14 protein-coding genes are annotated in these 14,309 nt (G+C 40.7%); 1 reads left to right on the top strand and 13 read right to left on the bottom strand.

The genetic code is table 11. The features are described 5' to 3' along the window. Window position 1: 1 nt before the first annotated feature. The 5 genes from RCG21_RS01570 to RCG21_RS01590 all read right to left on the bottom strand — a co-directional run bounded on the left by RCG21_RS01570 (window position 2) and on the right by RCG21_RS01590 (window position 4,438). Window positions 2–1,471 carry an NADH-quinone oxidoreductase subunit C gene (locus RCG21_RS01570; protein ID WP_308912825.1) on the bottom strand — a complete coding sequence of 490 codons (1,470 nt, stop codon included), beginning with the start codon at window positions 1,469–1,471 and terminating at the stop codon, window positions 2–4. A 3-nt stretch (window positions 1,472–1,474) separates the two neighbouring features. Continuing rightward, complete coding sequence (locus RCG21_RS01575; RefSeq protein WP_026572696.1) at window positions 1,475–1,987, bottom strand: NuoB/complex I 20 kDa subunit family protein; 513 nt, start codon at window positions 1,985–1,987, stop codon at window positions 1,475–1,477. Further along, window positions 1,978–2,352 carry an NADH-quinone oxidoreductase subunit A gene (locus RCG21_RS01580; protein WP_026572695.1) on the bottom strand — a complete coding sequence of 125 codons (375 nt, stop codon included), beginning with the start codon at window positions 2,350–2,352 and terminating at the stop codon, window positions 1,978–1,980. The genes RCG21_RS01575 and RCG21_RS01580 overlap by 10 nt, the downstream gene beginning before the upstream one ends. Before the next feature lie 466 nt (window positions 2,353–2,818). Next, entirely contained in the window at window positions 2,819–3,535 is a 717-nt protein-coding gene (locus RCG21_RS01585) for a GntR family transcriptional regulator (protein ID WP_133332939.1), read from the bottom strand. Between the two features lie 66 nt (window positions 3,536–3,601). After that, on the bottom strand, window positions 3,602–4,438 hold the full coding sequence (locus RCG21_RS01590; RefSeq protein WP_308912826.1) for a TIM barrel protein: 837 nt from the start codon (window positions 4,436–4,438) through the stop codon (window positions 3,602–3,604). A gap of 205 nt (window positions 4,439–4,643) precedes the next feature. Here RCG21_RS01590 and RCG21_RS01595 point away from each other — a divergent pair, with 205 nt between their 5' ends. Beyond that, window positions 4,644–5,630 (top strand): SIS domain-containing protein, encoded by a 987-nt coding sequence (locus RCG21_RS01595; RefSeq protein WP_133332937.1) that lies wholly within the window; start codon window positions 4,644–4,646, stop codon window positions 5,628–5,630. A 209-nt stretch (window positions 5,631–5,839) separates the two neighbouring features. Here the strand turns inward: RCG21_RS01595 and RCG21_RS01600 are convergent, their stop codons facing one another. From RCG21_RS01600 to atpG, 8 genes are all read right to left on the bottom strand, one after another. Next, complete coding sequence (locus tag RCG21_RS01600; RefSeq protein WP_372512739.1) at window positions 5,840–6,697, bottom strand: PfkB family carbohydrate kinase; 858 nt, start codon at window positions 6,695–6,697, stop codon at window positions 5,840–5,842. A 45-nt stretch (window positions 6,698–6,742) separates the two neighbouring features. Continuing rightward, a complete protein-coding gene (locus RCG21_RS01605; RefSeq protein ID WP_165976161.1) occupies window positions 6,743–7,756 on the bottom strand; it encodes an SIS domain-containing protein in 1,014 nt (337 codons plus the stop codon). 89 nt (window positions 7,757–7,845) lie between these two features. After that, on the bottom strand, window positions 7,846–8,766 hold the full coding sequence (locus RCG21_RS01610; RefSeq protein ID WP_308912827.1) for a carbohydrate ABC transporter permease: 921 nt from the start codon (window positions 8,764–8,766) through the stop codon (window positions 7,846–7,848). 2 nt (window positions 8,767–8,768) lie between these two features. Further along, entirely contained in the window at window positions 8,769–9,644 is an 876-nt protein-coding gene (locus RCG21_RS01615) for a carbohydrate ABC transporter permease (RefSeq protein WP_133332933.1), read from the bottom strand. A gap of 96 nt (window positions 9,645–9,740) precedes the next feature. Further along, window positions 9,741–11,018: an ABC transporter substrate-binding protein gene (locus RCG21_RS01620; protein WP_133332932.1), complete on the bottom strand. Its 1,278-nt coding sequence runs from the start codon at window positions 11,016–11,018 to the stop codon at window positions 9,741–9,743. Window positions 11,019–11,417: 399 nt separating this feature from the next. Beyond that, window positions 11,418–11,825 (bottom strand): F0F1 ATP synthase subunit epsilon, encoded by a 408-nt coding sequence (locus RCG21_RS01625; RefSeq protein WP_026572686.1) that lies wholly within the window; start codon window positions 11,823–11,825, stop codon window positions 11,418–11,420. A gap of 21 nt (window positions 11,826–11,846) precedes the next feature. Beyond that, complete coding sequence (gene atpD / locus RCG21_RS01630; protein ID WP_133332930.1) at window positions 11,847–13,247, bottom strand: F0F1 ATP synthase subunit beta; 1,401 nt, start codon at window positions 13,245–13,247, stop codon at window positions 11,847–11,849. Between the two features lie 173 nt (window positions 13,248–13,420). Beyond that, window positions 13,421–14,278, bottom strand: a complete 858-nt coding sequence (atpG, locus tag RCG21_RS01635; RefSeq protein WP_133332929.1) for an ATP synthase F1 subunit gamma — start codon at window positions 14,276–14,278, stop codon at window positions 13,421–13,423. Window positions 14,279–14,309 lie beyond the last annotated feature (31 nt).

A 14,309-nucleotide genomic window follows, 5' to 3' on the forward strand; every position in this document is an offset into this window, starting at 1 on the left:
GCTATACCTCCACATCGTACGGCTCATAATCTTTTCTAAGTGGATGGCCAACCCAATCTTCTCCGAGCATGATTCGGCGTAAATTCGGATGTCCTGTAAACTTAATTCCTAGCAAATCATAAGCTTCACATTCTGCCCATTCCGCACCTGCCCAAATTGGCGTGACGGACTCGATCGTTGGTTCATCTCGGTCAATTTTCACTATGACAGCGACAGATTGACGGTTTTTGTATGAGTAAAGATGAGCATAAACTTCCATATGTGATTGAAAATCGGTTCCATGGATCTCGGATAAATAATCGAATCCTAACAGCTCATTGTATTTTAAAAATTGTGTAAGCTTATAGTAGGATTCACGTTTTACCACGAGGGTTGGAACGTCTTTGGACAGTTTATTAATATAAGAATCTTCTAAAACCTCTGCGCCCAAATTTTCCTCAATTACTTTTCGGTATTTATCCAGGAATGGCTGATTTGGTGACGCAGCTTCCTCGGCTGCCGGTGCTGGTGCATCGCCCGCTTTGCCGGCTGCTTTCGCCTTTGCGGCTGCTGCCGCTGCGGCCTTTGCTTTCGCTGCTGCGATGGCTTTTGCTTTTTCGTCATCGCCGCCTGCTGCTGCACCGCCCGCTTTCGCTGCGGCTGCTGCTTTGGCTTTTGCTGCTGCTGCGGCCTTCGCTTTGGCGGCTGCAATTGCTTTTGCCTTTTCGTCATCGCCTGCAGGAGCATCCGAAGCTCCACCAGCTAATTCCGCTGCTTTTCGCTTCGCTGCTGCTGCGGCTTTCGCTTTGGCCACTGCGGCTGCCTTTTTCTTCGCTAGATCATCGTCGCTGCCCGCTTCCGCTGCTGGTGCTTCCGCCGGTTCCTCAACAATGCCTTCTCGTTGCTTTTTCGCTAATGCGGCAGCTTTTGCTTTCGCTGCTGCTGCGGCTTTTTTCTTCGCTAGGTCATCGCCTTCTGCTGGGGCTTCCTCTGCTGGTGCAACCGGTTCCTCAACAATGCCTTCTCGTTGCTTTTTCGCTAATGCGGCAGCTTTTGCTTTCGCTGCTGCTGCGGCTTTTTTCTTCGCTAGGTCATCGCCTTCTGCTGGGGCTTCCTCTGCTGGTGCAACCGGTTCCTCAACAATGCCTTCTCGTTGCTTTTTCGCCAATGCGGCTGCCTTTGCATTCGCTGCTGCTGCGGCTTTTTTCTTCGCTAGGTCATCGCCTTCTGCTGGGGCTTCCTCTGCTGGTGCAACCGGTTCCTCAACAATACCTTCTCGTTGCTTTTTGGCAAGTGCGGCTGCCTTTGCTTTCGCTGCTGCTGCAGCTTTTTTCTTGGCAAGATCGTCAGCGTCGCCTGCTGGGGTTGGCGTGTCTTCAGGCTTCGGTGCGTTTTCTCCGGCTTCCTTCGCCTGGCGTCTCGCTAGTGCGTCCGCCTTTGCCTTTTCAGCGGCTTCTCGCTTTAATTGTTCGAGATCTTTCTCCCCGCTCATGGATTACATCACCTTCTTCCCAGTCTTCGCTTCGTAACGAATCTTTTCCTTTAACTTATTGATTCCATATATTAAAGCAGCCGGGTTTGGAGGACATCCCGGGATATAAACATCTACCGGGACGATTTGATCCACACCTTTAACAACGGAATAGGATTTCACATACGGTCCGCCCGCTGTCGCACACGATCCCATCGCAATTACCCATTTCGGTTCCGGCATTTGATCATATAAACGGCGAAGAATAGGTGCCATTTTTTTCGTCACGGTCCCTGACACAATCATACAGTCCGACTGCCTCGGCGACGTCCGGAAGAACGATCCGAATCGGTCCAAGTCATAGTGGGAGGAACCAACGGCCATCATTTCAATCGCACAACAAGCCAGACCAAATGTCAGCGGGTAGATCGAATTGCTTCGCGCCCACGCCTTCACCTGCTCTAGTGTTGTCATAAATACATTCCTCTGTAACTCTTCCATTTCCTGAGGCGATACGTTGTCTAGTTTTAGGTCCATTTTAACACCTTCTTCTTCCAAGCATAGGCTAGGCCAATTAGCAGCATGACAACGAAAATTAACATTTCAATCAATGCAAAAATGCCTAGTTTATCATAGGCAACAGCCCATGGATATAAAAATACAGTTTCTACATCAAAAATAACAAACATTAGGGCAAAAATATAATAGCGGACATTGAACTGTACACGGGAATCGTGAAATGGCTCAACACCGCTCTCATATGTGGTATTCTTTGCATCACTTGGTGCATGAGGACGCAAAAGCTTACCTAAATATAATGCTACCGCAGGCAGCAATACCCCGAGACACAGAAACACAAAAACAATCAGATAGTTATTCTGATACACATTTAGAAGTTCCATGTCTATCCCCTCCAATGTTGAAAATTTTCTTACTAGTAAATATTTGTAACCGAATACATTATAGCATTGATATATACCGGTGTCGACAAGCCTCCGCCTTTAAATTGGAAATACAAAAAAGGTCATTTTTATTCTAATAAAAGACGTAGAAACTCTGATAAATCAAGCTATTATGCTTCAATAATTCGACAACAACCCCTATTTAACTACAAAACCTCCATACTGTCAGTGAGATTTGTCATTAATTGTTCATCTTCTTCATTTAAAAACTAGACTTGTTATCATTTTCACTACTACAATCATATTCTTGTACGGTGATTTCATGCTTGGAATAGTGAAATGAGTAAAAAGGAGTGTAGGATACTTGAACCACCGTTATTTTCTGGTCACTTCACTTTTCCCGCTTTAAAAACAAAAGGCCCCTCAAAAAAGAGGGGCTCCGTCTGCACAAGGGTAATCGCTTTCATTACTTCAAGTTGTATTTATAACTATCACCCAAAATATACTGTTTTCCAATATGCACAGGTCTGTCGTTTTCATCATAGACCGTTGTTTCCATGTAAAAAAGAGGTTCTCCGCTCGATGTATGAAGTAAATTGACTTCTTCCTCAGTGGCACGAACAATCTCCAATGTTAACTCTCCCGCACGATCTGGTTTTACATTCAGCTTTTCTTCCAATATCTTGTAGACAGAGTCGTCCAAGTTTTCATTTAATAATGAATGAAAATCTTTATATGAAAAGTAGTTATTTTCAATCATAATCGGTGATTCATCCGCATATCTTACTCTCTGAATGAATAACAATGCATCTCCCTCATCGAGTTGAAGTCTTTCTTTATCCTTGGGTGTTGGTTGAATGATTTCCTTTTTAAAGACTTTACTGCTGGCTTTCATACCATTTGCTTTACAAGCATCCGTAAAGCTTAAAAAATGAACGATTTTTCTTTCAATTTTCCTTTTGTTTACAAACGTACCTTTCCCCTGCTTTTTAACTAAATAGCCTTCTTCTACTAAATCGAGGATTGCCTTTCTTACCGTAATCCTGCTAATCTTATACTCTTCGCTCAATTCTAATTCAGTGGGAATTTGATCTCCGAACTTTAATTGCCCATTTAAAATCGAACTGCGGATGGATTCCTTTAATTGGATGTATAAAGGAATTTGATTATCTTGTTTTAACATTTGTTTCACCTGCCTTCATTACGTCATTCTGTCTACATTCAAGTATATAGAATTTCATTCACCCTATCAATTTCTAAAAAAATCGGAAAAAACATTCAATGTCCTTTCAATTGCAGCATCCGGATTTTGCACATATTGATAAGAAGTATATTCTAATGTTAGAGAGCCCTTGTAGCCAATTTCATTCAATTGTTCGATGTATTTCTGTAGAGGAAGGACCCCATCACCCCAGACAAGATGGCCTTCAGGTTTTCCATCAATAAAATGAATATGAACTAAATCTTCCTTTAATAAGCTAAAATAATCATGGAAATCTTCGTTCGCCAATGCCATTGGAATACTATCAATCATTCCTTTAAGATATGGGCTGTTCACTTCATCTAACATGGCTTTAAGTGTCTTCGCATTGTAAATTAAATTTGACTCTACCCTTGTTAATGGTTCAAGCGCAAGGATTAAGTCTAAATTAGCGGCAACCGTTGTTAATCGTTCCAATGAATCTCTTGTTCTTTTCCATGCCTCATTGCAGTTCTCATTTTCATAGCCCCAGCCTGGAGTAACTAACAGCATGGGCGCATCTAACTCTTTCGCGGCTTGGGCTGATTTAATAAAGTATTGGATACTTTTTTCCCGGATTCGATCCTCTTTTGCTGCAAGATTGATTGGATATACACACTGCTCTGGTGTAAAGCAGACAACCGATAAATCTCTTCTATCAATCTCTTTCTTTACTTGTCTAATGTCTTGGATACTCATATCATCCACATAAAAATGCGGAGAGGCACCCCATAATTCAATATTTTTAAACCCGTATCGAACCATTGCATCTAAAAAGTATTCGAAAGAATAGTGTTTATAATGGAAGTTCATCCCTGTAACTTGGTCCCGTCTGATTTTTGCCATGTACTCAACCCCCTCCTTTTTCAGCTCATTATCAAAATCAACATAACATTATATTATGTTATAAGTCAATGTAATATTAATTTCTTCGGGTTTCAGAAAATTAAATGTTCGAAAAACATTGACAATTTATCTTTTGACACTTAATATAATGTTATATAATGTATTATTATATTCAATACAAAAGATTTTAAGGGAGGAAACATGAATGGTTAATTCACAAGTAGTTGTCGATCAGCAAGTTCAAAATGTTTTAGATGCTTTGAAAGGACGTACCATCAACCACGTATATTTTGTTGCATGTGGAGGTTCTTCTGCCATTATGTATCCAAATAAGTACATATTGGACCGTGAAGCAAAAGATCTTACTTCTGATGTTTACAGTTCGAATGAATTCATTCATCGCAACCCTAGAAAACTTGGAGAAAATTCACTCGTTGTATTATGCTCTATGTCGGGTACAACTCCTGAAACGGTTAAAGCAGCAGAATTTGCCCGTCAAAAAGGAGCATTAACAGTTGGATTTACAAACCAGCCAACCTCACCTCTTGCACAAGAAAGTGAATTTGTTGTGAAATATGAGTGGGGCGCTGAATCCGTTGCTTTTAATACAAACTTAGGTTTACTCTATCAATTAACATTCGGCGTTTTAAACGTATTAGAAGGAAATGATAAGTTTGACAAAATGGTCAACAGCTTATCCAATCTCCAATCTGTGTTTGAGAAAGCCGCTAAGCAATATGAAGGCAAAGCACTACAATTTGGCCAGGAATACAAGGATGAAAAAGTGATCTATACAATGGCAAGTGGGGCAAACTACGGAATTGCTTATTCTTACGCCATTTGTATTCTAATGGAAATGCAATGGATCCACTCCAATGCCGTTCACTCTGGTGAGTACTTCCACGGTCCGTTTGAGATTATTGATAAAGACGTACCATTCATTATCCTGCTTGGCTTGGATGAAACACGCCCACTAGATGAAAGAGCATTAGATTTCTCGAAAAAATATGGTGAAAAACTAGTTGTATTAGATGCTAAAGATCTTGATTTAACTGGTGTTGACGAAGAGTTAAGGGGCTATATCGCACCGCTTGTATTGAATCATGTTCTTCGTAAATATGCTGAACAATTAGCAGAGGCGCGCAATCATCCACTATCACAAAGAAGATATATGTGGAAAGTTGAATATTAATAGTAAGAATTAGCTCCTCGAGTTTGAACTCGAGGAGCTTTTTTCATTTAGATTGTTGTTTATACCTACGTTCAAGCTTCTGATAGTCATCTTAACAGCGGGTTTTAATAGTTTATTAGCAAATCCAGTGTTTTATTTGCAAATTTATTATAAAAGCAACAAAGAGCCCCAAAAAATAACCTGCTCTTCAACAGAACAGGTTCATCTTATTAATGGCCAATGACAATCTTACTCTCCCGCTTCTTTCCATGACCAAAGGCGCCAAAGCGCTGGCACGTTTCAGCTGCAGCTGCGGAACCTTTTTCCATTGCAACCTGGGCATTTCCATGTGCGACATATTCTTTTAAAAAGATCGCTACAAACGTATCCCCAGCTCCAAGTGTATCCACTACATCGGTCTCGACAATACCCTGATCATAAACCTGAAGGGAATCCGAGAACAATGATCCTTCAGAGCCTCTAGTAACGACAACATTTGGTGTACCTGCCTTGTGTACCTTCGTAATTAACGCATTGCATTCCTCTTTGGTTAAATCTCCACCAGAGAAAATTGCATATTTCACATATGGACAAACCTGTTTTAAATAGTCATCATCATATTTGGTTGAAAAATCAAACGAAATATCGATGTATTTTTGCAATAATGGCAACTCTTTCTCCAAATGACTAAAAACGCTTGTATGCAGCAGCGAAAAGGTTTGAATATATTCTAGTTCCTCATCGGTAAGATTCAATTTTAGCTGCTGTTGGACTCCGCCTTTATTGGAGCCGACAAACTTCCGATCCCCAAGATCATCGAGTGTGACAAGCGCTTCACCTGACGGACCAATCGCTCTTCGTACCCTTGAAACATTGAGATTTTCCAACTTTAACGAGTTAACAATATGATCGCCCTCTTCATCATTGCCGACAATCCCAATATAGGAAACCTCATCAACACCATAACGTTTCCAAAAGACCGCCACATTTACAGCATTCCCGCCTGGAAACATCTCACCAAGGTCATCATAAAAATCTACTACATTATCTCCTACTGCTATCAATCTCATAATTGAAACCTCCCATATGGTGAATAAGAGAAAGATACCTCTTGTATCTTTCTCTAAATCTTATTAATAAGCCACTGTACGATAATATCTTCTAATCTCTAAAGAATGATTACGTTTATCTTCTAAATGGACACTCAGTCTTTGGAGAAGCGTCGATGTAACGATTGGTGATAAATATTTGCGGAACTCTTCATTAATTCCTTCTAGCTCAAACGCCTTTGTATCGATTACGGTCAATTTCTTTGTATACTTCTCAGCAAAAGCCTCAACACGGTCCATCAACGGGCGTGATTCATCTTCACCCTTAAGTAAAAGAACGCTCGTGTCTTCTTCCACTAGTTCCAAGGTGCCATGGAAGAATTCTGCTGCATGAATCGATTTTGTTTTAATCCATTGCATTTCTTCCAATACACACATCGCATAGGAGTAGGCACGTCCCCAGGTATTTCCGGAACCAACTACCATATGATAAGGCTCATCCTTATAAGCGACAGCAAAAGCTTCCGCCTTGTCTTCAAACTGTTCTTTTGCCTCGATTAATCGTTCTGGAAGAGCTTCCAACTGTGCTGCAAACTCCTCATAACGAGGGAAATCTCCATTTTTATTCATTAATTTAAAAATAAGTAAATAGAGAACTAGTTGATTCCCATCGCTGGCAAAGTCATTTTCTGCAAAATTAACGATTGGAAAATCAACTGTGTCAGCAAGCGGTTTATTGTACTCACCTGTCAATCCAATTGTTGTTGCGCCTTTTTCTTTACAATATTTCGCTGCTGCTACTGTCTCCTGCGTTGTACCTGATAGAGAAGATAGAATGACAAGCGATTGTTCACTTAGTTGTTTATGATTCTGTAGGACAACTTCTGCTGCGATTTCGGCATAGGCTGGAATCGTAGATGTTGAATTAATCATAAATTCAAATGGATAAAAGGTCGCAACAGCACCGCCTGATCCAATTAAGAAAATATTTTTAAACCCATTCTCATAAACCTCGTCCACTACCTTTTCAATTTCTTCGCGCAGCCCTACTGCACCGCCGGTTACCTTCAAATACTTCTCTCTACTAAAGTTTAACAATCTCATTCACTCCTTATTAAAATTAATATGTTATAAAACGTTATATACAAGATAATAATAGTGGGGCACTGATTGTCCCCGGTCTCTTATTATCCTTTTACACTTCCCTCGGCCAAGCCTCTGACAAAATACTTCTGCATCATCAGGAAGATGGCAATCAATGGTATGGCGGAAATGACCAGTCCAGCTAGTAAGACTCCCCAGTTTGTATTTAATGCATCTTTGAAAACTAATAAACCGGAAGTAATCGGCTTTACCTCTTCTGTTTGAATGAAAAGCATTGAGAATAAAAACTCATTCCATGAATAATAAGCAGTTAAAATGACACCCGTAAACATGATCGGTTTGCTCATTGGAAGAAATATTCTCACAAAAACATCTATACTCGTAGCCCCGTCGAGATAAGCTGATTCTTCCAATTCTTTCGGAATTCCGAGGAAAAATGAACGAATCAACAGAACCGTTAATGGAATTCGATAGGCTGTAAACGTTAAAATCAGTGCCCAATAGGTATCAAAAATCCCCATCTTTTGAATTAATTCATAGAGTGGAATTAAACCGCTTTGCGGGGAAAACATCAGACCAGCTGTCACAAATAGGAGCAGGAACTTTCCTCCTTTTATTTGGAAACGGGTCAAACCGTATGCACATAACGAGCTAATCAAAACCGTTAAAATACATGTGCCAATCGTAATGATCAAGCTATTAACGAAGTAGCTCGAAACCCCTTGTTCCCACGCAGCACTATAATTTGAAAACAGCCATTCTTTTGGAAGCCCCCAAGTATCGTTATAAATTTCTGTTGTATTTTTAAAGGAATTGACAACCATCCAAAAGATTGGATAGGCGATCGCAACAAAGTAAAGAAGTAGAAATAGAAAGATGATCCCAACGACGATGGAGAAGCCTTGTTTATGTTTTTTCGCTTTCGCACTGATTTTCGCAGGCTTTGCGATCGTTGCATTCGGACTCACCACTCCTGAATCTCCCTGTGATTCAATCGGTTTCATTTTTACTCCTCCCCTGTTTTTACGAACTTATTTTGTAGAAAATAGAAGATTAATGTGATACCCAAAATTACGTTTGCTATAGCAGAAGCAAATCCCGGTTGATTGTCAATAAACGCCTTTTGGTATAGATAGGTACTAAAGACTTGTGAAGAGTTATTTGGACCGCCAGCCGTTAATACGTATACTTCACTAAACACTAAGAATGAACCTGTTACGGTATAGATTAATAGCACAAAGGTCATTTCTTTTACCTGTGGAACTGTAATGCTAAAAAATGTGCGGATTTTTCCTGCTCCATCGATGGTAGCTGCTTCATATAATTCCCCTGGGACTTTTTGGACGGCCAACACATACAACATAACGGTGTAGCCAAGGCTTTGCCATTGAGAAACACCTATAACAGCGAAAATTGATGTTTTCGGATCCCCAAGCCAGCCTCTTGCCCAGTCACCCAAGCCAATTGCTTTAAGAAAACCATTTAGTAACCCAACCTCTGGATTATAGATGAAACTAAAGAGGATCCCAATTACGGTCATGGAAATAAGAACAGGAATAAAAAAAGTTGTTCGAAAGAATGTGGAAAATCTTCTGAAGATCTTGTCTTCTAATATCGCTGCAATCACTAATCCAAGACCAACTTGAATAATAACGGAGATAAAAGCGTAAAATAGATTGTTTTTAAGTACTGTAAAAAAGACGGGATCTTTAAAGAGGTGTACATAATTTTGTAGTGCTACAAATTTTCGATCTAAAGTAAATGGATTCCATTCATAAAAGCCATTTATTACATTTCGAACTAATGGATAATAAACAAATAATGCAAGCATAAGAATGGCCGGTGCTATGTATAAAACTGGGACAACTCGTGACTTGTGCATTCTATACCCCTCCCATCAATATCTATTAAAATATGTCGGTTTAAGAGGATCAAGGACTCCGCTAAACCGACATTTTAATAGATTTCATGTCTTCCTTTATTGATTTACTTGTTTCGCTGCATCCTGAACATTCTTCATGACTTGTTCTGGTGTCATGCTGCCGCCAAGCATAGCTTGTACCCCATCACCATATGGCTTAAATACTCTGCTGTCTAATGCGCTGTCAGTCCAAATGGCCATATTCTTTGCGCTCTTGATTAAATCCATTGCTTCGACTTCATGATCCGTCGCGCTATTCGCATTCACCGCACCATCCACCGTACTTGCCAAACCTGTATCTTTGATTAGTTTCTCTCCATTAACTTTAGAAGTCATAAACTCCAAGAACTCCATTGCTTCTTTCGGATGTTTCGATTTACTATGAACCATAAATCCTTCAGGTGCACCAATTAAGCCTTCTTGGTCACCTTTCGCTCCTGCAATGGTCGGTACTTTAAAGGTTCCCCATTTAAATGTAGCGTCTTTCATAAAGGTAATTTCCAATGATTCAAGGAATGTTACCGCTGCTTTGCCGCCAAGGAATAGGTTTCTTGCTTCGTCATGGGCAATCGCATTTGGATTATCATTCATATACGTTTTTAATTCATTTAATTTCTTTAATGCTTCTACATATCCAGGGTCTGTAAACTGGGCCCCTTTATAGCTTAAATCCTTATCTAAAACTTCCTTCGGTACTAGTCTCTGATTCAATGCTGTTACATAGTGAGCAGCAGCCCATGGTGCTTTATTCCCTAAAATAAGTGGTGTCGTTCCGCTCTTTTTAATGACAGCAAGGTCCTGAATAAATTCATCCCATGTCGTTGGTGCCTTTAAATTTAGCTTGTCAAACAAGTCTTTGTTGTAGAAGAATAACTTACTGTCAGTAAATAGTGGAACACCATAGACTTTATCATCCTTTTTAAAGAAATTTACTTGTGAACCAATTAATTTACCTGACCAATCTTTGTTCTCGTCATAGTATTTCGAGAGATCTAATGCTACACCATCCCGGATAAACTTTTGACCATATTCTCCTGCCCAAGTAAAGAAAACATCCGGCGGATTTTGACTTCCAAGAAGAACATTTGCTTTTTGCTTATAATCATCATTTAATGCGGTTACTTCTTTAATTTGAATGTTAGGGTGCTGCTTTTCAAAATCTGCAATCACACTCTTAAAGTAAGACTTGTATGGCTCATTTGGCCAACGGTAAAAAAATGTAATGGTTGTCTTTCCGTTTGCTGAATTTGAACTCGTGCTTTTCGAGGAACATCCGGCTAAAAATATGGACATTACCAAAAGGATACCAACTGCTAGATTAAGCCAACGTTTCATATACAAGATCCCCCTAATTAGTCTATAAACTATCAAATTACCAGATTAACCGCTTACAATTTCAAAATATGTCTTCTAAGTATCATTACACCCCACTGTCTCAGCGATTTTCCTATCACTTAATGTATTATAATATAATATTACATTCTATAACGTTTCACGTCAATATCAAAATAGCTTAAACTTTCAAACTATTTATTGTAAATTTAAAAAGAACCATTAATTCCAGCTCTTCTCATTAGAAAACGGTATATCAAAATAATTCTTTCCTATCTATAAATACCACAAAATCAGCAAATTTAATAGTAATAATATTATCTTTTTTCAAAATACTCTATACACCAGATAGAGTAACAAAAAACCCCTCCAAAAAGGAGGGGTTCTTATCTAAAAACATAATTATCTTTTATCCGATACGGCGAGGCGGTTGATGGCACGTTGAAGAGCTAGTTCAGCACGCTTGAAATCAATATGTTCCTGCTGTGCTTGTTGAAGACGCTGTTCAGCGCGTTCCTTCGCCCTTAGGGCACGATCAACATCAATATCAGCTGCATTTTCCGCTGCTTGAGCTAAAATCGTCACTTGATCCGGACGAACTTCTAAAAATCCGCCGCTCACTGCGATCTGCTCTTGTTTACCGCCGCCTAACTTCAGACGAACAGCACCAATTTCAAGCGGGGCAACCAAGGGAATGTGGCCAGGCAAAATACCGAGTTCGCCACTTTTAGCTTTTGTACTAACCATTTCCACATCTGATTCATACACCGGGCCATCGGGAGTAACAACATTGACTTTAATCGTCTTCATTTTTTACCCTCCTGGCTGGAATTAGACCTCTACGCCCATGCGTTTAGCAGACTCAACCACTTCTTCGATGCGGCCGACAAGACGGAATGCATCTTCAGGAAGGTGGTCGTATTTACCGTCAAGGATTTCTTTGAATCCTTTAACCGTTTCTTTAACCGGCACATAAGATCCAGGCTGGCCAGTGAACTGCTCAGCAACGTGGAAGTTTTGTGATAAGAAGAACTGGACACGACGAGCACGAGCTACGGTTAACTTATCATCATCAGAAAGTTCGTCCATACCCAAGATCGCAATGATATCCTGTAATTCACGGTAACGCTGTAAGGTTTGCTGTACTTGACGAGCAACACTGTAGTGCTCTTCACCAACGATTTCAGGTGACAATGCACGAGAAGTCGATGCTAACGGGTCCACCGCAGGGTAGATACCCATCTCAGAAAGCTTACGCTCAAGGTTTGTTGTTGCATCTAAGTGAGCGAAAGTAGTAGCCGGAGCCGGGTCAGTATAGTCATCGGCTGGTACGTAAATCGCTTGGATCGAAGTAACAGAACCTTTTGTTGTTGAAGTAATACGTTCTTGTAATTTACCCATTTCAGTAGCAAGTGTCGGCTGGTAACCAACGGCAGATGGCATACGGCCAAGTAACGCGGAAACCTCAGAACCTGCTTGTGTGAAACGGAAAATGTTATCGATGAACAATAACACGTCTTGGCCTTGCTCATCACGGAAATATTCAGCCATGGTCAAACCAGTCAAGGCAACACGCATACGTGCACCAGGAGGCTCGTTCATTTGTCCGAATACCATCGCAGTTTGCTTAATAACGCCGGAATCCGTCATTTCATGGAAAAGGTCGTTCCCTTCACGAGTACGCTCCCCTACACCAGCAAATACGGAAATACCGCTGTGCTCTTGTGCGATGTTATTGATCAATTCCTGGATTAATACGGTTTTACCTACACCGGCACCACCAAACAGACCGATCTTACCACCTTTAATATATGGAGCAAGAAGGTCAACTACCTTAATACCAGTTTCAAGAATTTCAACCTCAGTTGAAAGATTTTCATAGGTTGGTGCTTCACGGTGAATCGGATCACGGCGAGCGCCTGCAGGAATTTCATCCTTAAGGTCAATTACTTCCCCTAATACGTTAAATACACGGCCAAGAGTTGGTTCCCCAACCGGTACAGAAATCGGTGCACCTGAATCCAATACTTCCAAACCACGAGTTAACCCGTCAGTAGAAGCCATTGCAATCGTACGAACTGTATCATCACCTAAATGAAGGGCTACTTCAAGGGTTAGGTTGACTGATTCAGAACTAATTTTCAATGCATTATAGATCTCAGGCAATTGGGCGTTATCAAACTTAACGTCAACAACCGGACCCATAATCTGAACAATGCGTCCCTTGTTCATCATTTTCCCTCCTTACTTACTTTTTTGATCCAAAACCCCTTTTTTAAAAAGGAACTTATCGAATCACACCGAACTCTGATTTCGGCCTGAAACTTGTTCACAGCAATGAATCACGATCCATCAACTGTTACAAGTCACAGACACGAAATAAGGTTCATTTTTCAAAAAACGGTCTATTCAAGTGCCGCCGCACCGCCGACGATTTCGGTAATTTCTTGCGTAATCGCTGCCTGGCGGGCACGGTTATACATAAGTGTATAGTTACGAATTAATTCTTTTGCATTATCGGTTGCATTCTTCATTGCCGTCATCCGGGCAGCATGCTCACTGGCTTTGCTGTCTAACAGCGCGCCATAGATTAGGCTCTCGGCATATTGCGGCAGGAGAACTTCGAGAATTTCTTCGGCAGACGGCTCGAATTCATACGAAATCAGCTTGCCAGTCGGTTTAATTTCCGAAAGCGGCAACAGCTTCTTTTCGGTTACTTCTTGCGAAATTGCGCTTATATAATGATTGTAATATAGATAAATTTCATCAAATGTACCATCAGCAAACATGCCAACTGTGCTCGATGCAATATCTTTAATGTCAGCAAATGAAGGTTGGTCTGAAATACCAATGATTTCAAGTGCTACTTTGATGCCGCGCTTCACGAAGAAGTCCCGGGCAACACGACCGATGGCAATAATCGCAAATTCGTCATTAGACTTATGATTTTGTTGAATGGTTTGGTTTACACGTCTTAAGACGTTACTGTTAAACGCACCCGCAAGACCACGGTCAGATGACATAACGATATAGCCTGTCTTCTTAACAGGACGTGCCTGTAGCATTGGGTGATTTACACCCTTACTGCCAAGCGCAATCGCTGCGGTTACCTCTTGGATTTTTTCCATGTAAGGGACGAATGATTTCGCATTCATCACCCCGCGGTTCCATTTTGCAGCAGAGGTCATTTCCATTGCTTTGGTAATTTGACTCGTCTTTTTCGTTGAATTAATACGAGTTTTTATATCGCGTAATGATGCCATTTTAAGTTCTCACCACCCTCACTAAAAGTGT

This window comes from Bacillus salipaludis (assembly GCF_030938565.1).
Classification (GTDB): domain Bacteria; phylum Bacillota; class Bacilli; order Bacillales; family Cytobacillaceae; genus Neobacillus; species Neobacillus salipaludis_A.

What these genes read in the sequence shown, in the direction of transcription:
- RCG21_RS01570 (WP_308912825.1), bottom strand. Translation starts at nt 1,471, where the DNA reads ATGAGCGGGGAGAAAGATCTCGAACAATTAAAGCGAGAAGCCGCTGAA.
- RCG21_RS01575 (WP_026572696.1), bottom strand. Translation starts at nt 1,987, where the DNA reads ATGGACCTAAAACTAGACAACGTATCGCCTCAGGAAATGGAAGAGTTA.
- RCG21_RS01580 (WP_026572695.1), bottom strand. Translation starts at nt 2,352, where the DNA reads ATGGAACTTCTAAATGTGTATCAGAATAACTATCTGATTGTTTTTGTG.
- RCG21_RS01585 (WP_133332939.1), bottom strand. Translation starts at nt 3,535, where the DNA reads ATGTTAAAACAAGATAATCAAATTCCTTTATACATCCAATTAAAGGAA.
- RCG21_RS01590 (WP_308912826.1), bottom strand. Translation starts at nt 4,438, where the DNA reads ATGGCAAAAATCAGACGGGACCAAGTTACAGGGATGAACTTCCATTAT.
- RCG21_RS01595 (WP_133332937.1), top strand. Translation starts at nt 4,644, where the DNA reads ATGGTTAATTCACAAGTAGTTGTCGATCAGCAAGTTCAAAATGTTTTA.
- RCG21_RS01610 (WP_308912827.1), bottom strand. Translation starts at nt 8,766, where the DNA reads ATGAAACCGATTGAATCACAGGGAGATTCAGGAGTGGTGAGTCCGAAT.
- RCG21_RS01615 (WP_133332933.1), bottom strand. Translation starts at nt 9,644, where the DNA reads ATGCACAAGTCACGAGTTGTCCCAGTTTTATACATAGCACCGGCCATT.
- RCG21_RS01620 (WP_133332932.1), bottom strand. Translation starts at nt 11,018, where the DNA reads ATGAAACGTTGGCTTAATCTAGCAGTTGGTATCCTTTTGGTAATGTCC.
- RCG21_RS01625 (WP_026572686.1), bottom strand. Translation starts at nt 11,825, where the DNA reads ATGAAGACGATTAAAGTCAATGTTGTTACTCCCGATGGCCCGGTGTAT.
- atpD (WP_133332930.1), bottom strand. Translation starts at nt 13,247, where the DNA reads ATGAACAAGGGACGCATTGTTCAGATTATGGGTCCGGTTGTTGACGTT.
- atpG (WP_133332929.1), bottom strand. Translation starts at nt 14,278, where the DNA reads ATGGCATCATTACGCGATATAAAAACTCGTATTAATTCAACGAAAAAG.